Raw genomic sequence first — 24163 nt, forward strand, 5'->3', positions numbered from 1 at the left:
AGTTTGCCAAATTAACTGTCAGATTGACCTGCGATGTAACAGCTCCTGAGCAACATCCAGGTATGCCTGAGCACCCTTGGATTTCAGGTCATGATACATTACCGGTACCCCGAAACTTGGCGCTTCAGACAGTCGCACATTGCGGGGAACGACGCTCTCATAGACCTGTGAGCCAAAGTAGGCACGAACATCCTGCTCTACCTGTGTGGAGAGGTTGTTTCGCCGATCCACCATAGTAAGAAGGATCCCCTCCATATTCAGGGCCGGATTCAGACCCTGACGAATACGCCGTATCGTATCCATCAGCTGGGTCAGTCCCTCCATGGCATAAAACTCTGTTTGCAGTGTTACCATAATGTAATCAGCTGCGGTAAGCGCGTTTACTGTTAAAATACTCAGGGCTGGTGGGCAATCGATAAAAATATGGTCAAAGGCTTCACCCTGGTATGCAGCGAAGGCGTTTTTCATGCGTTGCTCACGACCCTGCTCATTAACCAGCTCTATTTCGGCACCGGCAAGATCCATGGTCGCAGGCAGAAGATAGAGGTTATCACATTCTGTTTTCACGATGGCATCTTCAATCGAGCTGTCGCCCAGCAGTACATCATAGGTACCGGACTCCACCTGCTGCTGGTCTACCCCCAATCCTGAAGTAGAGTTTCCCTGAGGATCCAGGTCGATCAGCAGAACGCGTTGATCCAGCGCTGCCAATGAGGCAGCCAGATTAATACTGGTCGTTGTTTTACCCACACCGCCTTTCTGATTAGCCACCGCGGTGACCGGGCCGAATCCCTGATGTTTCACGTGAAACCCCCCTCTGAATCGTCGCAATAACGATAACACCGGACTCGCTGGATGCCATCCCCTTCTTCATTTGAGATATCAAGATCATGCTCACCACTAAGGTGCCAGCCATCAGCAGCTTCAGGTTGGTGTGATAGCGGAACTGGGAACAGCGCCAATGCATTGCTATTGGCGTGCGGCGTACACATGCGCAGCAGCATTGCCTCGTCTGTTACCGCCCTGGCAACACACAGATCGACATGCAGCGATGGAAGATCATTCACATCTGCATCGTATACTTCAGCATTCAGCTTCAGCTTGCGAACGATATGGCGCAGAAACTCAGCTCTTTTTTTTCTTCTCTCTACCAGAACCCCGACCAATCCGGGCTTTGCAATCAAGAGAGGAATACCGGGAACCCCCATACCGCTGCCAATATCAAGCATGCGCCCCTCTTCGGGCATCCACCTGGCAAGAGCCAACGAAGGTGCTATAAAACGATCATGAAACAACTTTGGAACTGCAATTGAGGTGAGATTCAGCGCCCTGCGGAACTTCATCACCTCCTGCACATAGAGATCACAGCTCATTGTTTCACCTTCAGGTAGAGCATTAGCGATGTAATTGCTGCGGGTGTAATGCCTGACAGGCGTGATGCCTGACCTATCGTAGCAGGTTGTGCTGCAATTAGTCGCTGGCAGCACTCGATACTCAACCCCTTCACTGATGCATAATCAAACCCTTGTGGAATAGTGAACCCCTCCATCTGCTGGAATCGATCCACCTCTAGCTGCTGCTTATCAAGATAACCCTCGTAATGTACAAGTGCAGTTAAACTCTTCAAATCCCTATTGTTAAGCTCTGGATATACAGACAATAACTTAAGAGCCTCTGTGGGCCGCACATCATCCCTATGGCAGTAAGAGGCAAGGCTCATCGATTGCGATGGCTCAGGAAGATTCAAAGCGGCCAAGCGCGCTCTCCATGCTGCACCTGTACCGATATTCATCGCGCGTGACTCTGACAGCCCAGCCTCTACCCGCTCCCTTCTTGCGATAAAACGGTGAGAACGCTCTTCATCATAGAGGCCGAGCCCAATCGCCCTATCGCCCAACCGCATATCAGCATTATCTTCCCGAAGTTGCAGACGAAACTCTGCTCTTGAGGTGAACATGCGATAGGGCTCTGTCACACCTTTAGAAACCAGGTCATCCGCCATAACACCGAGGTAAGCCTCTGACCTGTCCGGAACCCAACCTTCAACATCAATTGCCCTTGCCGCCGCATTGATTCCTGCCAACAATCCCTGGGCGGCGGCCTCCTCATAGCCTGTAGTGCCATTGATCTGACCAGCATGAAACAGCCCCGAAACCTTTTTGCTCTCCAGAGTGGGCCTCAACTCGGTAGGATCGACATAATCATATTCAATGGCATAACCAGGACGAATAATGACAGCCTGCTCCATACCAGGAATGGAACGGATAAAGGCCCATTGCACATCAATTGGAAGCGAGGTGGATATACCATTGGGATAGACCTCGTTATGATCCTTTCCTTCAGGCTCCAGAAAAATCTGATGGCTTGTTTTGTCTGCAAAACGAACCACTTTATCCTCTATGCTTGGGCAGTAACGTGGCCCCCGTCCTTCAATCTTCCCTGAAAACATAGGTGATCTACTCATGTTTTCCCGAATAATCTCATGCGACTTTTCAGTTGTTCTGGTAATAGCACATGGTATCTGATCCTGAGTCACCTGCTCATGGAGCGCCGAAAACGGCTGAACATCTTCCTCTCCCGACTGAGACTCCAGCGAGTCCCAATCAATCGTTTTTTTATCAAGACGGGGAGGGGTTCCGGTTTTCAAGCGACCAAGATTAAACTCCCTGCGGTAGAGCTCATCAGTCAGACCGTGCACAGCTGCATCCCCTGCCCTGCCAGCAGGCATACTCTTCTCACCAACGTGGATAAGACCGGATAGAAAGGTTCCGGTTGTTAGCACCACTGCTCTGGCCATATGCTGAACACCCAACTCATCCACTGCGCCAACCACTGCATCACCATTAAACAGCAACTCAGAGACAGTCCCCTGATGCAGGCTGATACGTGGATGAGAGTCTAACATCCCTCTGATAACCATATGATAGATGCGTCGATCACACTGAGCACGTGTTGCCTGTACCGCTGGCCCCTTGCGACGATTTAACACTCGGTACTGCAGTGCGGAACGGTCCGCAGCCAATCCCATCAAACCACCAAGGGCATCAACCTCGTGGACAAGATGGCCCTTACCAATGCCACCGATTGCAGGATTACAGGACATCTTGGCAATAGTATCCAGATTCTGAGTAATCAGACGCACACGGGCACCACGACTTGCAGCAGCCCATGCGGCTTCACAACCAGCATGGCCTGCACCAATAACAATCACATCAATCTTTTGCGGATGTTTCACGTGAAACCAATCTCCATTGTTTTTTTCAAAAGGTGAAGAAGCGTAGGCGTAAATTTCTTCAACGCAATAAAAAAGGGGGGCTTTTAAAAGCCCCCCTCTTTATCAAAGCAGTGAAACATTAACCTTTGCGTCTCTTCTCCATCATATCATGGATGATCGGGGAGAGGAGAAGCTCCATAGCGAACATCATCTTACCAGCCGGAACAACCATAGTATTACGACGGGACATAAATGAACCATGCAACATTGAGGTCAACCAAGGGAAGTCGATGCCCCACTTCTCCGGTTTGCGAATACGAATCACAACAACACTCTCATCCGGCGTAGGCACATCGCGCGCGATGAACGGGTTGGAGGTATCAACCAGGGGAACGCGCTGGAAGTTTATGTCCGAATTGCTGAACTGCGGTGTAATGAAGTGTACGTAATCGTGCATACGGCTAAGAATGTTCTCTACTACAGCTTCAGATGAGTAGCCACGCATTTCAGTGTCACGATGAATCTTCTGGATCCACTCCAGATTTACAACCGGAACAATACCCAGAAGCAGATCAGCATAAGGAAGAACCTCTTCAACGCCGCCATGAAGACCCTCGTAAAACAGCAGGTCAGAACCCTCTCCAACCTCGCGCCACTCAGTGAAGCGCCCTGGCTCAACACCATAAATCTTCGCCTCTTCATCATCATGAATATAGGTGCGGGCAAGGCCCTTACCGGTCTCACCGTAAGATCTGAACAGATCAGCAATATTATCAAACAGGTTAGCCTCATCAGAGAAGTGGCTCAGACGTTTGCCGGCCGCCTCAAATTCCTTTGATTTTTCACGGAACTCATAACGGTCAAAGCGGTGAAAACAATCGCCTTCGACAATTGCTGGCGTAACCTTCTCGCGTCTGAAAATATGCTCGAGTGCTACTTTTGCTGTACTTGTACCGGCTCCTGATGAACCCGTTACGGAAATCACTGGATGATTTGCTGACATGGTATCTCCCAAAAAAACTTTTTAAATCAAGGGTTTACGGAGTCCCTAGCCTCTTGCTCCCCTGCCCTCTTGCATTAAATAACGCCAAAAGGTTGGCCATTATGCCGCAAACCACCCCTAACATTCAAGGAAAAGCCGAAAACCGCACTGCCAATATCTTATTTTCCGATGCAGAACTCTGAAAAAACCTGATCCAATATATCTTCTACATCGCCAATCCCGAGGATGCTTCCCAGCGCCATCCAGGCAGACCGCCACTGCATAGCTGTAATCTCCAGCCTCTCTTCATCATGCAGTGTCTGCATACCTGTCTCTATACAGTGCAGTGCCTCACTTAAACGCTGACGATGCCGTTCCCGCGTCACAAGCATCGATTCATCAGCGATCTCAACATCCCCCAGAACCGTTGCAAGATTGTCACGTAAAACAGCGAGACCGGAACCGCTTGTCGCACTGGCTAAGATAAAGTGATCCGGATAGCCCCCACGCCCGATATCACACTTATTCATCAGATAAATATCCGCATCAACCTTACAGTGCCAGGTATCCGGGCGCGTAGCATCAGCAACAAAAAGTATAGCATCAGCCTGCTCAGCAGATTGATGTGCTCGGCGCACACCTTCCTGTTCAATCTGATCCTCACTCTCCCTGATGCCTGCCGTATCAGCCAGACGTACGGGTATACCATGCACCTCAAAATCGACCTCAAGAACATCTCTGGTTGTTCCGGGAATATCACTGACAATCGCCCTGTCGCGCCCCGCCATAGCATTCAAAAGGCTTGATTTACCAACATTCGGTGCACCGATAATGGTGACGGTCGCGCCATCAAACAGCCGCTCGCCAAGCGCTGCTGAATCAAGCATAGCCCGAATCGGAAAAATCAACTGCCGCTGCATATCTTCCGCCAGTTGATCAAAGAACAGTTCCGGAATCTCCTCCTCGGGGAAATCGAGACTGGCCTCTACATGCGCCACCAGAGATGTAAGGCGCTGCATCAACTGATCAATATGGTGGCCAAAAGCCCCCTGTAGCTGCAGCTGAGCCTGTTTTCCTGCTCGAATGGTGGCAGCATCAATACAGGAGGCTACGGCCTCTGCCTGAGCCAAATCCATCTTTCCATTCTCAACTGCACGGCGGGTAAACTCTCCCGGTGCGGCTGGCTTGCATCCGAGCTGAAACAACCGCTCAAGCAGGGCGCGTAATAAGACGGGGCCACCATGCCCCTGCAGCTCAACTGTATGTTCACCTGTATAAGAGTGGGGTGCCGGAAAATAGAGTGATAACCCCTGATCCAGCACGTCGCCCGCATCGTCCAGCCATGAAGAGAGTATTGCGACTCTTGGAGGGTAGTCGCGGTCAGAATGTGTAAGTTGTTGAAGGATATTCAGGGAATTTACGCCTGAAATGCGAATGACCCCTACGCCACCCCGACCTGGCGGGGTGGCAATAGCGGCAATCGTTGTTGTAGCAGACAGCAGATTAATCGACGTTCATCCTCTTCATTACCATCCGCTGCTGAACAATGGAGAGTACGTTGTTCACAACCCAGTAGAGTACAAGACCCGCCGGGAAGAAGAGGAACATGGCTGTAAATAGAAATGGTAAAAACTGCATCACCTTGGCCTGTACCGGATCAGGTGGCTGAGGGTTTAGCTTCTGCTGGATATACATCGAGATACCCATTAATACAGGCAGTACAAAAAACGGATCCTGAACCGACATATCTTCAATCCAGCCAATAAACGGTGCCTGACGCATCTCAATTGACATCAGCAGTACTTTATAAAGGGCAAAGAAAACAGGAATCTGAATAATAATCGGCAGGCATCCACCCAGTGGATTCACCTTATGCTTCTTATAGAGCCCCATCACCTCCTGACCCATTTTCTGACGATCATCGCCATACTGCTCTTTCAGACGAGTCATCTCAGGCTGTAATTTACGCATGGCAGCCATCGATTCATACGACTTCTGGGTAGGGTAGAAGAAGAGGATTTTGATACAGATCACCAGTACAATAATACACCAGCCGAAGTTACCGAGATAGCGGTAGAGCCACTCCAGAAAACTGTGCATAGGCTTGGCGATCGGAGAGAACCAACCAAAATCAACAGAGCGCTCCAGTTCGGCATTCACACTCTCAAGCACAGGGATTGATTTAGGGCCTACATAGATACGGGTGTTAAACACAGCATCTCTGCCTTCAAGTTTACCATCATCAATCAGGCCCGCCTGATAGGAGCGACCATCGCCTTTATAGTAGTAGGGGTAGTCCTGATCTGCATTGGAGATGAGCGCTGCAATAAAGTAGCGATTCATAATTGCCGTCCAGCCGCCCATAGAGGCTGAGCGAATGGAGCCCTTCTCATCCAGCTCATCATAACCCGGTTCCTGCAGCTTACCCTCAAACAGACCTGTTGGTCCCATGTGTTCATAGAAGGTGCTCGCCTCTTTATCAGGATGACGCTCAACCACCTGACGATAAAGTTTCAGACCACCGCCCTCTATAATCCTGTCTTTGACATCAATGACATAGGAACCTTGAGTCAGACTTACCTGGCGCTCCCAGATACGCCCGTCATCAAGCACGCTACGCAGAACAACTGCATCACCACTCTGTTTTACCGCCGCAAACTGCTGCGCCAACTGATGACCCATCACACCGGTATTCACATAGACTGAATGACCTTCATCCATATGCAGTACAGCAACCGGAGCTGAGTCCTTCTCCAGAGATTCTTTATAGTTAGTCAGAACTGCGCGGGTAAACCACCCCTTCTCGTTCACAGAGAGTTTCAACAGATCATTACTGATCTCAAAAGCAGCAGGTGTGATCGGCACAGCTGCAGGCACAGCCATAGGTTTAGCGACAGCTGGCGTCACATCACTAACTTCAGCTACAGTGCCTGCATCCGGAATTGCTGCCGCCGTATCGGAGGGGGGCATCAGTTTTTGGGGGGATTCTGTCTGAACCTGCTGTGATGCAACCGGCTCCTGTTCAGGAAAAAGTGCTCCCCATCCCAGTAGAACCAGCATCGACAGTGCAAATGCCAGAATCATATTGCGTTGATCCATGATTATTTCTCCCTCAAAACTTTTAGAGACCTGGTTGCCTCAACTTCCGGCACCGGATCGAACCCGCCTTTTGAAAACGGATGGCAACGTAACAGACGTTTCGTGCCAAGCCAAATACCGCGCAACACGCCATGGCGCTGCACGGCCTCGATTGTGTAATATGAACAGGTGGGGTAATGCCTGCAGTGCGAAGGCATCACAGGCGAAATGAACAACTGATAAAAACGGACAGGCAGCAGAATCAGTTTACGCATCACGACAAAACCTGTCACTGATACGGCTGACGAATCTTGAGCAGAGCTTGAGAAAAGTCATGTGCTGGATCCACCATTCTATCTACATTCACAACCGGTATCACCAGAACATCAATACCCAGTGAATCATAACTGCCGCAACGAAAATGCTCACGCAGCTGGCGTTTTAAACGGTTCCTTGCAACAGCGTTGCCATATTTCCTTGAAACAGCAAGCCCCAGACGGGAAATGCCGGAACCGTTAAAACGATAGACCAGCCGTACTCCCCCTGCACTGATTCGCCTGCCTTTTCGCATGGCGGCGAAATCAGATTTTGAGCGTAATCGCCCTGTTTTGGGGAAGTGCTGGTTCAGACCGATTTATACTGTCAGGTCCTTACGACCTTTAGCACGACGACGGTTAATGATCGTACGTCCAGCTTTGGTTGCCATGCGTGCACGGAAACCATGACGGCGTGCGCGGCGGATACGGCTTGGCTTATATGTAAAGCTCATGGTAAATCTCCTGATACCTGATCAACTTGATAAGCAGTCGCTTAAAAAGGGTCGCGCATGATAAATTGCATCACAATAGTGTCAAGGAATGATCGCGACTCATCTATAGAGTGGATGAAGCTGGGCAAGCATGTACTATTCTGCCAATGACAACCACCTTTGATGAATCTTACTGGCACCGTATCAAGGATGCACTGATGGATGAGATCCCTGCATCCCGTTTTGATGCGTGGATTCGGCCGTTAACCGCCCACTACAATGATGGGGATTTAACCATCAAGGTTGCCAACCGATTTTTTCTTGATGGCCTGAAAGCCAGCTACGGCAAACGGCTTAGCGAACTGGCTCATATTATGATCGGCGATCACATCAACATCCTCTATGAGGTCGATGCCAAACTGGCAGCAGCGGCAGAGGTGCAGAAAGAAGAGGCGGAAGTTGAAAGCAGGCAGTCCAACGTTGATGGTTATATCGATCCGCGTTTCACCTTTGAGAATTTTGTTGTCGGTTCCGGCAATGAGTTCTGCCATGCCGCCTGCCGTGCCGTGGCTGATAAACCCGGTGCCATCTATAACCCGCTCTACCTCTATGGTGGTGTAGGCCTTGGTAAAACACATCTGATCAATGCCGTGGCCAATGAGCTGTTGAGTAAGGATCACACCCGCATCGCCTACCGCACAGGTGAGCGTTTCACCAATGAGCTGATCCAGGCCATTCGTAATGGTTCAACTGATGCTTTTAGAAATCAGTACCGTCAGGTGGATGTACTGATCATTGATGATATCCAGTTTATTGCCGGCAAGGATCGTACGCAGGAGGAGTTTTTCCACACCTTCAATGCGCTGTATGAGGTAAAAAAGCAGATTATTCTTACCTCTGACCGTAGCCCGCGCGATCTGACTAACCTGATGGAGCGTCTGCGCTCCCGTTTCAACTGGGGTCTGGTTGCCGATATTCAACCGCCCGATCTTGAGACACGTTTGGCAATTTTATCCAGTAAAGCGGAGTTGGCAGGTGTTCATCTTGATAAAGATGTTGGCCATCTGCTGGCATCACGTATTAAAAATAACGTGCGTGAACTTGAAGGTGCACTGACCCGTCTTACTGCCCATGCAACTTTGACCGGTCGCACCATTGATATCGCATTTGCCCGTCATGTACTGCGTGATCTGCTGCATGAAGAGGTTCGCGCAATCTCTGTAGAGGATATTCAGAAGAAGGTCGCCTCCTACTTTAATATTAATATACGTGAGATGTCCTCAAGTAAACGCAGTCGCACCATTGCATTCCCGCGCCAGATTGCGATGTATGCCACAAAAGAGCTGACCACCCTTTCGTTGCCAGAGATCGGTGGTCATTTTGGTGGTAAAGATCATACAACCGTTCTCTATGCGGTACGAAAGATTGATGCAAAACGCAAAGAGTCGGAAGATTTTGATGAAGAGATGGGGCGGATTATGGCCCTGCTCAAACAGTAAATAGCTCTCCAGGCCTCTTATCAAAAAGCCTTTTCTGTCACACTGGAGCAATCAAAAACCGGTTAATGTTTGATATGGGATCTATTTCTCATTATCACCCATGCCTATCTTGTTAAGACTTGTAACTAACCGTTATTAAATGACTTTAGAAATATTTATTCACACAACAGGTAAATCATTCCCCCCTCCAGAAAGGTGTTAGCCTATCCCCATATAGCCTGTGGATAGATTGAGCATAAGCCGATACCTGACCACCACCCTGATACCAATCGGAGTTTATCCACATCCTGTTCACAAGCTCTCCATTATTCACACACAGTTCAAAGAGCAGTTAAAGCCAATAGCTGAATAGGTATTCTATGCTTACTCACACTACTCACAGCACCTATGATGACTATGAATCTTTATTAAAATAAAAGGGTAACAAGTAATAAAGGCAACAACCTTACAGGAATATTCCAGCATACTTTTATTCAGTAGAAACAAAAGTATGTAAAGAATCCCAGATCAATGAGAAACCATGCATATCCATCTGAATGGGGTAAAAAAATAATGGCAATCAAATTGAAAGTATTGAGCTACTCTTTAAGCCATCTACTCGCTCTTAATACGCTTTAACCGGATGAGCCAAACACCTGGTTCTCTCCGGAAACATTCATTTAAAGTGTACCCTGCTAAAATGATGATGCGGTCTCTTCGTAGTAGAGAGGAACAACACTTCTCTTTTGAGTGATAAGGTGTGAGTCTCTCCGCGCATATATTGTGGATAGTTTGAGTATAAAGTGATTGACCGAACTGATGCGACTGAGCATGATTAATTATCCACATCCTGTTCACTCTCTCTCCTGGATTCACACACAGACCGGAGATGCTAAAAAGCCATGTGAACAATGGATAAGTGGGGTTTATTCACAATACTCACAGCACCTATGATGACTATGAGTTTTTATAAATATAAAGGGGATTAGGTAGTAGATATGAACATCACATTGTCCAGAGCATCTTTGTTGCAGGCAGTGCAGCGTTGTCAGAGCATTGTAGAAAAACGCCACACCATCCCGATTCTTGCCAATATTTTACTGCAGGCAGAAAACGATACGTTGCATATTACCGCTACCGATCTTGAAGTTGGTATCCGTTCTCAGGCACCGGCCACCGTTAGCAAAGAGGGTTCGATCACTGTATCAGCGAGAAAACTGTTTGATATCATCAAAGAGCTTGATGCTGATCAGGATGTAACCCTTGAGAGTGGTGAGACCTTTGTATCGATTCGCAGTGGTCGTTCCCGTTTTCGTTTGGCCTCGCTTGCCGCTGGTGAATATCCGGCATTAAAAGAGGAGCAGGGTGGCAGCGCCATCACCCTCTCCGGTTCAACACTTTCCGATATGGTTGCAGCTACTGCCTTTGCCATGTCCACAGATGAGACCCGTAAATATCTAACCGGTAGCCTGTTTGAGGTAGATAGTGAGCATATGCTCAGACTGGTCACCACCGATGGTCACAGACTGGCGCTCTCTGAGGTTCGTCTTCAGCAACAGACCGAGGCTGTAAAATGCATAGTACCGCGCAAAGCGGTGATGGAGATCAAAAAGCTCTGTGATGAGTGTCAGGGACAGATCGAACTGTTTCTGGGTGAGCGTCAGATTCGTCTGGTGGCTGACTCCAACATTCTCACCTCAAAACTGATCGATGCCCGTTTCCCGGTCTATCAGGATGTGATTCCTGTGAATAACCCTGCACAGGCGATTGTCGCCAAGGGTGAATTTGATCAGGTGCTGCGCCGCAGCATGATTGTAGCCAATGAGTTTACCCACGATGTTCGACTCACCTTCAAAGAGAAGGGCATTGATATCTCTGCACACAATACCGAGCAGGAAGAGGCGGAAGAGCATATCTCGACTGATTACAACGGTCAGGAGGTCGCTATCGGTTTTAATGGTCGCTACCTCAGGGATACGTTGGGTGCCATTCGCTCTTCAGCAGTACGCATTGAGCTTAAAGATGAGCTCTCTCCGGTACTGGTGCGTGGTGATGACGATGAGGGATCGCGCTATGTTATTATGCCGATGAGGATCTGAACGACAGTTGTCTGCAACGCCCCTCTCCATACGTGAAGTCAAAGTCAGGCAGCTGCGCTGTCATGATGAGATAACCTGGCACTGTGATCCCGGTCTGAATCTGATTATCGGTGCCAACGGCAGTGGTAAAACCACCCTGCTGGAAGCGGTTTATCTGATGGCCTTCGGGCGCTCCTTTCGTCAGGCCCGTGATCCGGTGCTGGTGAAACGGGATGCTGAGCGATTTTTCATTCATGGTCAGTGGCATCGCTACGGACCGATGAATCTCTCAGTCGCAGGCCGCCGTGGTCAGATCACACTTCGCCTGCAGGGTCGTGATGTTCAGCGTCGCAAGGATATCAGTGAAAGTTTTCCGGTTCTCGTGGATGCACCACAGGGGCGAAAGATTATTGATGGCGCACCGGGTGAGAGAAGGCGCTGGCTGGATAGCCTGATTATCGCCTGCTTCCAGAATATGGGCATCTATTATGAGCGATATCTGCGGGCGGTGATGCAGCGGGGCCGGCTGTTAAGGCGCCGGGCCTCATCAGATGAACTTGATGTCTGGGAAGAGCAGATTGTGAAATACGGGCAACCGATTGTTCAGGCCAGAGAGAAGATGGTTGCGATGTTGAATGAGTTGCTTGAGCAGGAGATCCCGCTCACGGAACACCCACTGATCATCTCTGTAACCATGCCCGACTATGATCAGCAGGCATGGAAGTCACGCCTGAAAGAGAAACGGAGCGAAGATCTGCGCAGTGGCGGTCTGCGCTTTGGCCCGCACTGCGATGTGGTGAATATCCACTTTCAGCAGCGCGAAATACGCAGTGCCGGTTCACGGGGCCAGCAAAAACTGGCGGCCATTGCTATAAAGATGGCAGAATGCGGACTCTGGACCCGATATCGTAAGTTGATTCCGGTATTATTGCTGGATGATTGTCTGGAAGCCCTGGATCGTACACGCCAACTGCGTCTGCTTATGCGTCTGCAAGAGAGTTCAGCTCAGGTGTTGATGACTGCCCCGGAGGGTGTGACGATCATATCCGGTCTGAATATTAGAATTCAGGTATTAAATGCACAGGGATTGTGTGACAGTGCTACCAGCTCGATGGTTTCGATGCTTGATGATACAACAGAAGTAATGGAGGAAGCTGCATGACTGCTTCTCAGGAACAGGAAGAATATGGTGCGGATAGTATCAAGGTCCTTAAGGGACTTGATGCGGTGCGTAAACGTCCGGGCATGTATATCGGTGATACCGATGATGGAACCGGCCTGCATCATATGGTGTTCGAGGCGGTAGATAACTCTATCGATGAAGCGCTGGCTGGCTATTGCGATAAAATCGAAGTCATCATTCACTCCGACGATTCGGTAACGGTACGCGATAATGGACGTGGTATTCCGGTTGCCATGCACGAGGAAGAGCAGATTTCAGCTGCAGAAGTGATTATGACCGTGCTGCATGCCGGCGGTAAATTCGATAGTAACTCCTATAAGGTTTCCGGTGGTCTGCATGGTGTGGGCATCTCGGTAGTGAACGCACTATCGGAAACACTGGAACTGGTGGTTCGCCGTGAAGGTCATGTGCACTATCAGAAATATGAGATGGGTGTACCGGTAGAGCCGTTGAAGGTGATCGGTGATGCCAAAGGAACAGGTACAGAGGTACGTTTCCTGCCAAGCCTTGAAACCTTCTCCCATCGCAATATGTCGTTTGATATTCTCTCAACCCGTCTGCGTGAACTCTCCTTCCTCAACAGTGGCGTGCATATCGAGGTGATCGATGAACGCACTGATAACAAAGTGGTATTTGAATACGAAGGTGGCATCTCAGCATTTGTGAAACATCTCAACCGTACCCGTACCCCGCTGCATAGTGATTGCGTTGCTATGTGTACTGAGAAGGATGATGTAACTGTCGAACTCTCGATGCAGTGGACCGACTCCTATCAGGAGCATGTCTTCTGTTTTACCAATAACATTCCGCAGCGTGACGGCGGCAGCCATCTGGCAGGTCTGCGCGGTGCATTGACCCGTACCATCAATAACTATGCAACCAGCAGTGGTTTGGCTAAAAAACTGAAACTGAGCCTGACCGGTGAAGATTGCCGCGAAGGATTGACCGCTGTACTCTCAGTGAAGGTTCCGGATCCGAAATTCTCATCGCAGACCAAAGACAAACTGGTCTCCTCCGAAGTGAAGCCGATTGTTGAGAGTATTGTGAATGAGAAGCTGGCTGAGTGGTTCGAAGAGAATCCGCAAGAGGCCAAACGCATTGTCGGCAAGGTAACCGAAGCAGCGACTGCCCGTGATGCGGCACGCAAAGCGCGCGATCTTACCCGCCGTAAAGGTGCATTGGATATCTCAAGCCTGCCGGGCAAACTGGCTGATTGTCAGGAGAAAGATCCCGCCCTTTCCGAAATTTACCTGGTGGAGGGAGATTCCGCAGGTGGATCTGCCAAGCAGGGTCGTGATCGTAAGGCGCAGGCAATCCTGCCGCTGAAGGGTAAAATCCTGAATGTGGAGAAGGCGCGTTTTGATAAGATGCTCTCCTCTCAGGAGATCGGCACCATGATTACTGCGCTGGGTACCGGCATCGGCAAGGATGATTTTGATATCTCCAAGCTGCGTTACCATAAAGTTGTGATCATGACCGATGCGGATGTGGATGGTGCGCACATTCTCACCCTGCTGCTCACCTTCTTCTATCGTCAGATGCCGGAAGTGATTGAGCGCGGTCACCTCTATATTGCCCAGCCACCGCTCTACCGGGTTACACGTGGTAAAAAAGCGCGTTATATCGCCAATGACAATGAGCTGTTCGAATTCCTGCTGGAGCATGGTTCTGAAGGTAAAGAGTACTTTAGCAGCTCCAAAGGCAAAGCGATGAGCGGAGAGCGCTTGCAGACAGCTGTGCGCAGTATCCACCGTCTGCAGGGATTGCAGGCCAGACTCTCTCAACGTATCGATCCGAAGGTGCTGAAGTTCCTCATAGAGAGCGGTGATACAACCGTGAAGATGATGCGTCACAAGGAAGGGCTTGAAGAGCGTATGAATGCGCTGGACTGGGCATTCAAGCAGGCTTCACGTGTGGATGAGACGCTGAGCTACAAGATTCATGAAGATGAACTGGATGGCAGTTTCTGGGTTCAGTTCCAGCGTCGTGACCATGGTCGTGTGATGATCTCCAGACTGGATAAAGATCTTGTTGGTACTGCAGAATTTGCCGAAGCACAGAAGTTGTGCGCATCGGTTCAGAATCTGGTGGATGAGGGGGCATACATCTCCCATGGTGATAAGAGCTGGAGTGTTAGCCATTTCGATGATCTCGCCGCAACGATTGAGTCTGAAGGGCGCAAGGGTTTGAATATCCAGCGCTATAAAGGATTGGGTGAGATGGATCCCGAGCAGCTGTGGGAGACCACCATGGATCCGAAGAATCGCGTTTTCAAACGCGTTACACTGGAAGATGTCGTCAATGCAGACGAGACCTTCTCCACGCTGATGGGTGATGCGGTTGAACCACGCCGTAAATTCATTCAGGACAATGCGCTGAAAGTGAAAAATCTGGACGTTTAAGGGAAGCTGAAAAGTGAGTGCTACAGACAAGAGTAAACTTAGCTATGCCGATTGTGGTGTAGATATCGATGCCGGCAACGCCTTTGTTGGCCGCATCAAAAAAGCGGTTAACAGCACCATGCGTCCGGAGGTTCTCTCCGGGCTGGGTGGTTTTGGCGGCCTGTTCAAGCCCGATTTTTCCGACATGGAAGAGCCGGTGCTGGTATCGGGTACCGATGGTGTAGGCACCAAACTGCTGCTATTGCAGGAGTTTGACAGGCCTCATGTAGCCGGTATTGATGCGGTGGCGATGTGTGTGAATGATCTGGCGGCACTCGGTGCTACCCCGCTCTTCTTCCTCGACTATCTGGCAACCGGAAAACTGGCCGGTGAAACACTGGCCGGTGTGGTTGAAGGCATTGCTGATGCGTGTAACACCTGCGAATGCTCGCTGATCGGTGGTGAAACGGCTGAGATGCCGGGTATGTATGCACCGGGTCACTACGATATCGGTGGTTTCTGCGTGGGTGTTGTAGATCGTCCGAAGATGGTGGATGGCAGCAAGATTGCCGCTGGCGACGTTATTATCGGACTTGCCTCAGACGGACCCCACTCCAACGGTTTCTCAATGGTTCGTAAGCTGCTTGAGCTGGGCGGAGCTGATCTGAATAACGATACCCTCTCTGATGGTCGCAAGGCTGTAGAGGGAGTTCTATCCCCTACCCGCCTTTATGTACCTGCTGTAAACACGCTGATGAAGTCCGGTGCAGAGGTGCACGGTTTTTCACACATCACCGGTGGCGGCATGTTCGATAACTTTGAGCGTCTGCTAACAGATGATCTGGCTGTCACCATTGATGTCGGCGCATGGCCTGTGCCACCGGCATTTGAATATCTTCTGAACTTTGCCGATGTGGAGCGTGATGAGCGCTACCGCACCTTCAATATGGGTATCGGTTTCGCCGTGATTCTGCCTGAATCCGAAGTCGAGAAGGTCGAGGCAGTATTGAAAGATGCCGGTGAAACTACCTACCGCATGGGTAGCGTTCATAAACGTGATGGTGAACCGGTCACCCTGATCGGCTGAATAAAGTTAAACCGATGACCTCCAAATCAATTGCGGTGATGGCCTCAGGTCGCGGCACCAATCTCAAGGTAATCCTCGATGCCGTAGCTGCAGGGCACTGTCCGGTTGATGTGCGGCTGGTGATTTGTGACAAAGCTGATGCCAAAGCGCTGGATATTGCCCGCCAGGCGGGTGTTCCGCATGTCATTCATGTGAACCCGAAAGATTATGAGAATCGTGAGCAGTATGATGCCCAGTGTGCAGATCTGTTGGACAAGCACGGATGCCAGTGGATTGTACTGGCCGGTTATATGCGCATCCTCTCCTCCGCATTTGTACGCCGTTTTCGTGGCCGTATTATCAATATTCACCCCTCCATCCTGCCAGCCTTTGCCGGTGCAAAGGCTGTTGAGGATGCACTGGAGTATGGTGTAAAAGCTTCCGGCTGCACCGTTCACCTTGTTGATGAGGTGTTGGACGGAGGCCCGATCCTGGCGCAGGCAATTGTACCGGTACTTGATGATGATACGCGTGAGACCCTGCACGCCCGCATTCAGCGCGAAGAGCATATTATCTATCCGGCTACCCTCAAACGCATGGTTGAAGAGGGCTTCACCATCGAAGGCCGCCGCGTCATCTGGTCTACTTAAATATACCTATGCCGATTCTCTTCTGTGAGTAGAGAAGAAATAGGGTTCCCACTCCCTCATTCCAAGTAGAAGACCGACATTATTGCGTTCAGAAATTGGCCGTGTAGCACTCTCTTTAAGTAGTTCTCCGAACTCGTGAGATAAAGCGGTAAGGCGTCTGAATAGGGTCTCCCTTGCCCCTGGAGTCAGGGGGCCATGAAGATAGAGGCGCAGTTCACCGCTCTGATCAAACTCAGACTGCAGAAATTCATTCATCAGTTTCTTTTTGAAAGTGCGCTCAATCGGGCCATTGGGGAGCCAGCGAAAGTTCTCTGCGACCAGTAAGCGGATTCGGTTACCCGGATGTAACTCCAGAAGGCGCAGCCCCTCAAGTCTTGAGATCATCTGATAGCACTCCTTTTTTGATATATCGAACTGTTCGACGATCTCATCAAAGTGCCAATGATTGCGAGCGCAGAGGGCCACAATCAGAAGTTTGCTGTTGCGAACGAGCTCCTGCTCTTGCTCAGGCTGTAGATGAGAGATCCTTTCACGGCTCTCATCAAACAGGCGTACCAGATCGATAAAATCGAGATGCATCATTTCGCAAAGTGCATTGATACGTTTAAGGGTGATATTTTGGGTGGAGAACATCTTTTTCACGCTGGCCTCGCTGAGGTTGAGGTGCCTTGCGGCATCAGCATAAGTTAACCCATTGAGCTTGAGTGCGCGTTTAAGCGTATCAATGGCTGCTTTTGTATTGTCCATAAACGCTCCGATTCTAATAAGTATAATAAAGATATACTATAGGGTGAGTATATTTCCATGTCATCCCAATAAGTACCATAAAAGTATTCCTTGTTCCACACTGTTTCCTGTCAGGCGGAAATGCCGTCTGCAAAACGAAAAAACAAGGAGATCAATATGAAAAAGAAAATGGCAATCGTAGGTGCAATGGTAATCGCAATGTTATTCAGCCAGCAGGCCATGGCTCAGGGAAGTGCTCAACATTCAGGTAAGGCCGTAGGCCATTCGGCTTTGGCTGCCGGTCATAGTGCAGTCGGTTCGGCAAAACTTACCTCGGCTGCCGTAGCAGTGCCATTGGTGGCAGTGGGTGCAGTCGGCGCGGTCAGCGCACAAGCGGGTAATGCCCTCCTGAAGGCGGCAAACAAACCCATTGGTGAACCACTCGAGATCTCGGATGAGGCAATCACTGTCGGTCCATCGCCAGATCGTGCGATTCGATAACCGGAAGAACCAGGAAAGGAGTATAGATATGAAAAGAAAACTTATTCACGGAATGACAGTAGCGATGATGGTTCTCGGTATGGCCGCAACAGCGGAAGCTGGAAGCGGTGCCAATGCGGAACCGCAGTTTGCGGCGGAAGAGATCATCGAATTTTCCAAGAAGGTCGAGAAAACAGTGGCATCAAAAGGGGCCAGGGTATTCATTCTCGCACGAGTTGGTCGTCCTGCAAGTGAACTGCCGGAAGGTATTCACTTCACCCATACGGCAATAGGTGTTTATTCGAGAATAAAAACCGCTGATGGTCGAGAGGTTCCCGGCTACGCGATATATAATCTGTATCAGCGGGATAAGGAGCCGGATGTCAGTGATCTGGTTGTCGACTACCCTATCGACTTCTTTTCCGGTGTTTACGAGCTGAAGGCAGGTATAGTGATTCCAACTCCTGAACTTCAGCAACGAATTTTGCAGGTGATTGCATCAAACAGACATAGATCACTTCATAATTCGAATTACTCTGTGATCGCTAACCCGTACAACAGTAAATACCAGAACTGTACGGAACATACTCTGGATGTAATCAATGCGGCGATTTATCAAACTGACGATATGCAGGTAATTAAGGGGAACACCAAGGCATACTTTGATGCTCAGAAGGTTCATATCTCTCCTTTCAAGCTGCTGGCAGGTTCGCTTTTTATGCCTGATGTTAAGACTTCAGATCAGAAAGGCGGAATCAAGACTTCTACCTATACAACGATTGCCAGTTACCTTGATAAGTATGACCTGGTACAGGAAAAGCTGGTTATTACACAGTAATTCGAAGGTGTAATTGTTGTGACAGGCCCTGCAGTATTTTGCGGGGCCTGTTTGGTTCAGGCGGCTAGGGTTTTATAAAATCGGTTTGATCGGCATCAGTTGCCAGAAGAAGGCTTTGCCGCGCTTGGTGGCTGTTGTGTGACTGTCTGGGTCGTCCCTGCTGGCATCCCAGCTATTTTCGGGAAGCAAGTCTTCAACGATGGCGGCTTCGACCTGTTTCGCCAGTTCTTGATTCTCGATAATAACACCGGTTTCGGTGTTGAGATTCACCGATCGCGGGTCGAGGTTGAAAGTGCCGATGAAGAGTTTGCTTGAATCAATCACCACAGTTTTCGCATGTAGCGAAAAGGTGGGCATTGGATCGGGGACCTGATTGTAGCGGCGCATCAGGGTTTTTTGATTGGCCGCATCCGGCCGGAACTCGTAGATCTCGATACCCATCTTCAGCAGCGCCTTACGCTGGTTACGGTAACCGCTGAATGCCTGCATGTTGTCGCTGGAGGCGAGCGAGTTGGTGTGGATGCGGATCTTTACCCCGCGTTTGATAAGCTCCCTGAACAGGGCCTTCGCCTCGCTGGTTAGGATCAGGTAGGGAGACTGGATGATCAGCTGCTCTTCTGCCTCACGTACCAGTGCTGCAAGTTCACTGGCCATGCGGCTTCCGCCGCCAAGTGAGAAGCTGTTTTCGTTCTTGCCCGGTATATCATTGATCACTTTCACATCACACCAGACAAATGCATTGTTCAATCGAGAGAACCTGCCGGGGAGGTCTTTAATCGCCCGGCGCACCTCGGGCTCAAAGTTCTCGGGGTTGCGGGCGTATTCGTGCAGCTCTGTATAGATGCGCTGAATGGTCGGGTCATCCACCTCGACATGCCTCTGCATGATGCCGAGTCCATCGTAAAGGTCTTCGGTGGGTACCGTGATGAGGGAAGACCAAAAGCGTTCAAAGCTCTGCTGGATATCAATAGCCGCCTGACCAAGAAGGAGTACATCGCGGTCGCGATAGATGTATTCATGGCTGTAGTCGAAGTATTTGTCCTCCATGTTGCGGCCACCAGTAATGGCGACGATGTCGTCCACCACCATCACCTTGTCGTGCATGCGCTGATTAAAACCTCGGAAATCGGTGAACATATTAATAAGACGGGTGTGGAAAGGTGTGCCAACAGAGTGTTTAGGATTATAGATTTCAATTTCGATATTAGGATGTTTTGCCAGAGCTAATAGCGTTTCATCAGGCGCATCAATGAGAAGGTCATCAACAATAACGCGTACTTTTACCCCACGCTCTGCAGCTCTCAATAGCGCTTCAGCAGCCAATATTCCAATATTATCACTGCTCCAGATAAAGTATTGAACATCAATACTTTTTTTCGCGTGATCTGCCAACCAGGCGCGGGCTAATAGTGACTCTTCGCCATACTCCAAAACATAAACCGCGGTTTGCTTCGGGTGGAGCTTGGATTGTTGATAAAAGTTATCGAGGGAAATTAGACCAGGAGAACTGTCTGCAAAAGTAAACCTTGGAGTGATTAGCAGTGATAGAATAACAATAGCTGTTAAGTAATAGGCGGGCCTGAAAGTGAACCCTCTGGTATGAGTCATGTTTCTCAAGCTATTCACAACTTTAGAGAGTAAGCATTTCACGCTTTTTCGTTTTCAGGATCGATGAGGATATTGTCGATGCGTTTGAGGTGACCGTGATCAACACCGGCCAGAGGCAGGCGGATGATGAAGCTGGCCCCCTCACCCGGTGTGCTCTGTACTTTGATTTTACCGGCATGGGCTTCAACGATGCGTTTACAGATCGCCAGACCAAGGCCTGCACCCTCGCCATCTTTGCGACAGCGGGCATCATCAGCGCGGAAGAAACGGTCAAACAGGCGGCTTTGCTGCTCTTCGGCAATGCCGGGCCCCTCATCACGCACGGTGATGATTGCCGAGCCATTGGCTGTTCGGGCAGTCAGGTGGATGGCAGAGTGCTCTGGTGCATGCTTAAAGGCGTTAGAGAGCAGGTTCATCATGGTTCGCTCAAGCTGGCTTGCCTCACCGATGATCTCCATATCATCTTCAATATCCATATCGAGCATAACATTCTGGCCATCAAAGAGGATCAGGTGCTGTTGTCCCACCTCCTGTAGCAGCAGTGAGAGATCAACCGGGGTCTGTACCATCTCAAGCTGACCGGCATCAGAGCGGGCCAGCGTGAGCAGGTCATTCACAATACGCTGAATGCGATCAATGGTGCCAAGCTGCTGGCGCAGAATCTGCTGATACTCCTCTTCACTACGCGGATGCCTCAGCGCCACTTCGATCTCACCTTTAAGAATAGTCAGTGGCAGGCGCAGCTCATGCGAGGCGTCAGCGGTAAACCGTTTCTGGCCCTGAAAGCTTGCCTCCAGATCGGCGAACATCTTGTTCAGCACGCGCACCAGTACGCGGATCTCTTTATCCTGTGATTTGGATTTCAGACGTCGGGAGAGGTCACCGGCTGCCACACCACGCGCCGTGGATGTGATCTCCTGAATCGGTTCCAGTGCCCGCTTGGCCATGTAGTAACCGGCAGCAGCACTGATGACAATGGAGATCGCACCCAGAATACCACCGAGCAGGTAGAGCAGGTTAAAGACCGAGCGGATATCACCGGTACTGTGACCCAGCATCAGCGTGGCAACCACGCGGCCGTCACGATGAATCGGGAAGGCGATCACACGGATATTACCCTTATCCAGTAGTGATTCGGTTGAGGCAAAGGCGGGTGCACCGGCGCGGAAGGCGTGGCCGAGTGCGCGACTGACATCGTTGCCACCTTTATCGATCAGGGAGCGATCAGAGCGGAAAAGAATCAGTCCGTTGGCACCGATCAGCTGGATGGCACCGGGATAGTGGTTGGCAAAGCTGCTCAGGTGACCCGACCAGAAATAGAAGGGGGAGCTCTCCAGCTCATTGGAGAGAGAGGTCGCCTGACTGACCAACTGCTCATCCACCTCATAGTAGACGCGGTTGGAGAGGGCAGCATAGAGCACACCGGCGGCAAAGATAAGAATGCCGAGCTCCAGTGTGATATAGAGCAGCGCCAGCCTGCCGCGAAAGGTGCGGAAGAGGTTGGAGCGAATCCAGTTAATCAATGCCAGAGGGTTAAGCGTCAGAGCAGACTCCGCTTAAACTGGTGGAGAGTCGTCGCTGAGCAGGTAGCCCTGGCCGCGCAGGGTGTGCAGAAGAGCCGGTTCAAAGCCTTTATCGATCTTGGCACGCAGATGACTGACATACACGTCAATCACGTTGCTCTCCGGGTCGAAGTTCATATCCCATACATGCTCGCCGATCAGGGTGCGCGACAGCACCTTGTCCGGATTACGCATCAGGTATTCAAGCAGTGCATACTCTTTGGTGGTAAGACGAATCGCTTTACCACTACGGGAGACACGACGGCTGATCGGATCAAGCTCCAGATCTGCCATTTTAAGCACCGGCGATTTACTATCGGATTGCCTGCGCAGCAGTGCACGTACACGAGCCAGAAGCTCTTCAAAGGCGAACGGTTTAGGCAGGTAATCATCAGCACCGGCATCGAGACCGCGCACCTTATCTTCGACAGAGTCTCGTGCTGTCAGCATCAATACAGGTGTTGCCACTCCGCTGGCACGCAGTTCACGACAGACCACGATACCGTTTTTCTTGGGCAGCATCAGATCAAGAATGATCAGGTCATAATCGTTCACTTCAGCGAGGAATTCACCATCCTCACCGTCATAGGAAACATCTACGGCGTGCCCCTCCTCCTTCAGACCTTTCTGAATGAAGTGGGCAACGCGCTCTTCGTCTTCAACTACCAGAATCTTCATGCGGCTTACTGTAGCATTTAATTGTATGATGCGTGAAGTCTTGAAACGGAGTCGTGCCATGGATTATAAAATAAAACATAAAGAGCGTCCCTATCAGGGCTTTTTTGCCATGGACAGATACACTGTAGAACACGACCGTTTCGATGGCGGAAGCCTTGAGATTGTGCGTGAAAATATGGAGCGCGGTGATGCGGCAGCGATGCTGCTTTATGATCCCGATGCCGATGAGGTGCTGCTGCTGGAGCAGTTCCGGATCGGTCCCGCAGTACGTAGTGATAACCCATGGTTGCTTGAGATTGTTGCAGGCATTATCGATGCAGGCGAAAACGCTGAACAGGCCGTGATTCGCGAGTCTGAGGAGGAGGCCGGTTTTATCCCCTATAACACCCGCTTTCTTGGCCGTTACTACACCACTCCCGGCGCCTGCTCCGAACGCATCGATCTCTTTCTCGGACTGGTTGATAAAAACAGCCCGGTCAGTGATGGCGGTGGTTGCGATGCTGAGCATGAGGATATCCGCAGCTTCTGGGTCAAACGTGAAGAGGCACTGGCTATGCTCGATGAGGGAAAAATAGCCTCAGGTGCCCCGATGCTCGCCCTGCTTCTCGCCTTCGGCTGCAAAGGTGTTGTTAGTGAAGGGGATGGTTAATCGGTAAGGAGAACAGCTTCCTCAAACTCGAGGCAGTGAATGGTGCAACCCTGATTAAGGAACGGTTCAACTGCTTTTCTGGTTGGGGTGATCCAGTCGTTGAACTCTGGTTTGGTGGCGTTGAAGAAGATGCGGGTCGGTGAGCGCCCCATCTGTTTTAGTTTTTCCAGTGTTAATAACGTTTGATTGATGGCTCCGAGTTTGCAGCCTACCACCAGCCATACTTCGGCATCAGGGGTTGCATCGATCCAGTCATTTACTAACCAGCTGTCGGTGATTGGGACCATCAGACCACCCACCCCTTCGATCAGGCAGGTATCAACGTTTTCTGATTGCGCTTTGCACCACTGCACCAGCTTTTCTGTATCAACAACCTGATCTTCTGCCGCGGCTGCCTGCGAAGGGGCTGCAGGAAGCGCGTAGCGATAGAGTGAGATCTGATCGGCATCGCTCAGGCTTTGGGCGGATAGCAGGGCATCGATATCCTCGTTGCGACCAGCTTCATCCAGACCGCAGGCGATCGGTTTCAGAGCCTTGGCACTTTTTCCATCGCTCAGCATGGCTCGGATGACCGATGCGGTTACCCAGGTTTTGCCGGCATCGGTGTCGGTGGCAGTAATAAAGATCAGCATGCGACAGACAGTTCTTCACCGCAAAGGGCGCGAAGGAACGCAAAGGAAAGGCAAAGCATGTATTGGTCTGCCTGAAGGTAAATGCATGCGCTGTTGCTGATTTCAGAGCCTCTGCCAATAAAAATACCATTG

The 24163-nt window shown here is 50.3% G+C and carries 23 protein-coding genes; 9 read left to right on the forward strand and 14 right to left on the reverse strand.

All coding sequences use genetic code 11. The annotated features are described in order from the left end of the window. Positions 1 to 18 precede the first annotated feature (18 nt). The 9 genes from F3F93_RS09500 to rpmH form a co-directional block, all read right to left on the reverse strand. Positions 19 to 804: an AAA family ATPase gene (locus F3F93_RS09500; protein ID WP_176958934.1), complete on the reverse strand. Its 786-nt coding sequence runs from the start codon at positions 802 to 804 to the stop codon at positions 19 to 21. Continuing rightward, positions 801 to 1373 carry an RsmG family class I SAM-dependent methyltransferase gene (locus F3F93_RS09505; RefSeq protein ID WP_176958935.1) on the reverse strand — a complete coding sequence of 191 codons (573 nt, stop codon included), beginning with the start codon at positions 1371 to 1373 and terminating at the stop codon, positions 801 to 803. The genes F3F93_RS09500 and F3F93_RS09505 overlap by 4 nt, the downstream gene beginning before the upstream one ends. Then, entirely contained in the window at positions 1370 to 3235 is a 1866-nt protein-coding gene (gene mnmG / locus F3F93_RS09510; RefSeq protein WP_176958936.1) for a tRNA uridine-5-carboxymethylaminomethyl(34) synthesis enzyme MnmG, read from the reverse strand. Before mnmG ends, F3F93_RS09505 begins: the two co-directional genes overlap by 4 nt. 118 nt (positions 3236 to 3353) lie before the next feature. Then, complete coding sequence (locus F3F93_RS09515) at positions 3354 to 4217, reverse strand: phosphoribulokinase (RefSeq protein WP_176958937.1); 864 nt, start codon at positions 4215 to 4217, stop codon at positions 3354 to 3356. 158 nt (positions 4218 to 4375) lie between these two features. Further along, complete coding sequence (gene mnmE / locus F3F93_RS09520; protein WP_347239243.1) at positions 4376 to 5704, reverse strand: tRNA uridine-5-carboxymethylaminomethyl(34) synthesis GTPase MnmE; 1329 nt, start codon at positions 5702 to 5704, stop codon at positions 4376 to 4378. Next, entirely contained in the window at positions 5700 to 7295 is a 1596-nt protein-coding gene (gene yidC, locus F3F93_RS09525; protein WP_176958938.1) for a membrane protein insertase YidC, read from the reverse strand. The genes mnmE and yidC overlap by 5 nt, the downstream gene beginning before the upstream one ends. 2 nt (positions 7296 to 7297) lie before the next feature. Next, positions 7298 to 7549: a membrane protein insertion efficiency factor YidD gene (gene yidD / locus F3F93_RS09530; protein ID WP_176958939.1), complete on the reverse strand. Its 252-nt coding sequence runs from the start codon at positions 7547 to 7549 to the stop codon at positions 7298 to 7300. A 14-nt stretch (positions 7550 to 7563) separates the two neighbouring features. Continuing rightward, positions 7564 to 7908: a ribonuclease P protein component gene (gene rnpA / locus F3F93_RS09535; RefSeq protein ID WP_347239244.1), complete on the reverse strand. Its 345-nt coding sequence runs from the start codon at positions 7906 to 7908 to the stop codon at positions 7564 to 7566. Then, complete coding sequence (rpmH, locus tag F3F93_RS09540) at positions 7909 to 8043, reverse strand: 50S ribosomal protein L34 (protein WP_176958941.1); 135 nt, start codon at positions 8041 to 8043, stop codon at positions 7909 to 7911. It abuts the gene before it with no gap. Positions 8044 to 8189: 146 nt separating this feature from the next. On the opposite strand from rpmH, the gene dnaA reads away from it, so the two are divergent. The 6 genes from dnaA to purN all read left to right on the forward strand — a co-directional run bounded on the left by dnaA (position 8190) and on the right by purN (position 16858). Next, entirely contained in the window at positions 8190 to 9521 is a 1332-nt protein-coding gene (gene dnaA / locus F3F93_RS09545) for a chromosomal replication initiator protein DnaA (RefSeq protein WP_176958942.1), read from the forward strand. Between the two features lie 977 nt (positions 9522 to 10498). Continuing rightward, entirely contained in the window at positions 10499 to 11599 is a 1101-nt protein-coding gene (dnaN, locus tag F3F93_RS09550; RefSeq protein WP_176958943.1) for a DNA polymerase III subunit beta, read from the forward strand. A gap of 7 nt (positions 11600 to 11606) precedes the next feature. After that, complete coding sequence (gene recF / locus F3F93_RS09555; RefSeq protein ID WP_176958944.1) at positions 11607 to 12740, forward strand: DNA replication and repair protein RecF; 1134 nt, start codon at positions 11607 to 11609, stop codon at positions 12738 to 12740. After that, entirely contained in the window at positions 12737 to 15163 is a 2427-nt protein-coding gene (gyrB, locus tag F3F93_RS09560) for a DNA topoisomerase (ATP-hydrolyzing) subunit B (protein WP_176958945.1), read from the forward strand. Before recF ends, gyrB begins: the two co-directional genes overlap by 4 nt. A gap of 13 nt (positions 15164 to 15176) precedes the next feature. Continuing rightward, positions 15177 to 16229 carry a phosphoribosylformylglycinamidine cyclo-ligase gene (gene purM / locus F3F93_RS09565; protein WP_176958946.1) on the forward strand — a complete coding sequence of 351 codons (1053 nt, stop codon included), beginning with the start codon at positions 15177 to 15179 and terminating at the stop codon, positions 16227 to 16229. A 14-nt stretch (positions 16230 to 16243) separates the two neighbouring features. After that, positions 16244 to 16858 (forward strand): phosphoribosylglycinamide formyltransferase, encoded by a 615-nt coding sequence (purN, locus tag F3F93_RS09570; protein WP_176958947.1) that lies wholly within the window; start codon positions 16244 to 16246, stop codon positions 16856 to 16858. A 6-nt stretch (positions 16859 to 16864) separates the two neighbouring features. Here the strand turns inward: purN and F3F93_RS09575 are convergent, their stop codons facing one another. Then, positions 16865 to 17605: a helix-turn-helix transcriptional regulator gene (locus F3F93_RS09575; RefSeq protein WP_176958948.1), complete on the reverse strand. Its 741-nt coding sequence runs from the start codon at positions 17603 to 17605 to the stop codon at positions 16865 to 16867. 156 nt (positions 17606 to 17761) lie between these two features. Here F3F93_RS09575 and F3F93_RS09580 point away from each other — a divergent pair, with 156 nt between their 5' ends. Continuing rightward, positions 17762 to 18085, forward strand: coding sequence for a hypothetical protein (locus F3F93_RS09580; protein ID WP_176958949.1), 324 nt, complete (start codon positions 17762 to 17764; stop codon positions 18083 to 18085). A gap of 28 nt (positions 18086 to 18113) precedes the next feature. Next, positions 18114 to 18902 carry a DUF2145 domain-containing protein gene (locus F3F93_RS09585; RefSeq protein ID WP_176958950.1) on the forward strand — a complete coding sequence of 263 codons (789 nt, stop codon included), beginning with the start codon at positions 18114 to 18116 and terminating at the stop codon, positions 18900 to 18902. 72 nt (positions 18903 to 18974) lie between these two features. Here F3F93_RS09585 and F3F93_RS09590 read toward each other — a convergent pair whose 3' ends face one another. The 3 genes from F3F93_RS09590 to F3F93_RS09600 are packed head-to-tail and all read right to left on the reverse strand — an operon-like array spanning position 18975 to position 22750. Next, positions 18975 to 20510, reverse strand: coding sequence for a phospholipase D family protein (locus F3F93_RS09590; protein ID WP_176958951.1), 1536 nt, complete (start codon positions 20508 to 20510; stop codon positions 18975 to 18977). Positions 20511 to 20548: 38 nt separating this feature from the next. After that, the gene (locus tag F3F93_RS09595) at positions 20549 to 22033 is read right to left on the reverse strand and encodes an ATP-binding protein (RefSeq protein WP_176958952.1); all 1485 of its coding nucleotides are present in this window, start codon (positions 22031 to 22033) and stop codon (positions 20549 to 20551) included. Positions 22034 to 22066: 33 nt separating this feature from the next. Continuing rightward, the gene (locus tag F3F93_RS09600; RefSeq protein WP_176958953.1) at positions 22067 to 22750 is read right to left on the reverse strand and encodes a heavy metal response regulator transcription factor; all 684 of its coding nucleotides are present in this window, start codon (positions 22748 to 22750) and stop codon (positions 22067 to 22069) included. A 58-nt stretch (positions 22751 to 22808) separates the two neighbouring features. Between F3F93_RS09600 and F3F93_RS09605 the strand changes: the two genes are divergently transcribed. Then, complete coding sequence (locus F3F93_RS09605; protein ID WP_176958954.1) at positions 22809 to 23399, forward strand: NUDIX domain-containing protein; 591 nt, start codon at positions 22809 to 22811, stop codon at positions 23397 to 23399. On the opposite strand, the gene bioD is transcribed toward F3F93_RS09605, so the two are convergent. Continuing rightward, the gene (bioD, locus tag F3F93_RS09610; RefSeq protein ID WP_176958955.1) at positions 23396 to 24031 is read right to left on the reverse strand and encodes a dethiobiotin synthase; all 636 of its coding nucleotides are present in this window, start codon (positions 24029 to 24031) and stop codon (positions 23396 to 23398) included. The genes F3F93_RS09605 and bioD overlap by 4 nt on opposite strands. Between the last annotated feature and the right edge of the window lie 132 nt (positions 24032 to 24163).

This window comes from Mariprofundus sp. KV (assembly GCF_013387475.1).
Taxonomy (GTDB): Bacteria; Pseudomonadota; Zetaproteobacteria; order Mariprofundales; family Mariprofundaceae; genus Mariprofundus.

Coding starts and splice junctions, on each gene's coding strand:
- F3F93_RS09505 (WP_176958935.1), bottom strand. CDS start 1,373: ATGAGCTGTGATCTCTATGTGCAGGAGGTGATGAAGTTCCGCAGGGCG.
- F3F93_RS09515 (WP_176958937.1), bottom strand. CDS start 4,217: ATGTCAGCAAATCATCCAGTGATTTCCGTAACGGGTTCATCAGGAGCC.
- yidC (WP_176958938.1), bottom strand. CDS start 7,295: ATGGATCAACGCAATATGATTCTGGCATTTGCACTGTCGATGCTGGTT.
- yidD (WP_176958939.1), bottom strand. CDS start 7,549: ATGCGTAAACTGATTCTGCTGCCTGTCCGTTTTTATCAGTTGTTCATT.
- rpmH (WP_176958941.1), bottom strand. CDS start 8,043: ATGAGCTTTACATATAAGCCAAGCCGTATCCGCCGCGCACGCCGTCAT.
- dnaA (WP_176958942.1), top strand. CDS start 8,190: ATGACAACCACCTTTGATGAATCTTACTGGCACCGTATCAAGGATGCA.
- dnaN (WP_176958943.1), top strand. CDS start 10,499: ATGAACATCACATTGTCCAGAGCATCTTTGTTGCAGGCAGTGCAGCGT.
- gyrB (WP_176958945.1), top strand. CDS start 12,737: ATGACTGCTTCTCAGGAACAGGAAGAATATGGTGCGGATAGTATCAAG.
- purN (WP_176958947.1), top strand. CDS start 16,244: ATGACCTCCAAATCAATTGCGGTGATGGCCTCAGGTCGCGGCACCAAT.
- F3F93_RS09575 (WP_176958948.1), bottom strand. CDS start 17,605: ATGGACAATACAAAAGCAGCCATTGATACGCTTAAACGCGCACTCAAG.
- F3F93_RS09580 (WP_176958949.1), top strand. CDS start 17,762: ATGAAAAAGAAAATGGCAATCGTAGGTGCAATGGTAATCGCAATGTTA.
- F3F93_RS09585 (WP_176958950.1), top strand. CDS start 18,114: ATGAAAAGAAAACTTATTCACGGAATGACAGTAGCGATGATGGTTCTC.
- F3F93_RS09590 (WP_176958951.1), bottom strand. CDS start 20,510: ATGACTCATACCAGAGGGTTCACTTTCAGGCCCGCCTATTACTTAACA.
- F3F93_RS09600 (WP_176958953.1), bottom strand. CDS start 22,750: ATGAAGATTCTGGTAGTTGAAGACGAAGAGCGCGTTGCCCACTTCATT.
- F3F93_RS09605 (WP_176958954.1), top strand. CDS start 22,809: ATGGATTATAAAATAAAACATAAAGAGCGTCCCTATCAGGGCTTTTTT.
- bioD (WP_176958955.1), bottom strand. CDS start 24,031: ATGCTGATCTTTATTACTGCCACCGACACCGATGCCGGCAAAACCTGG.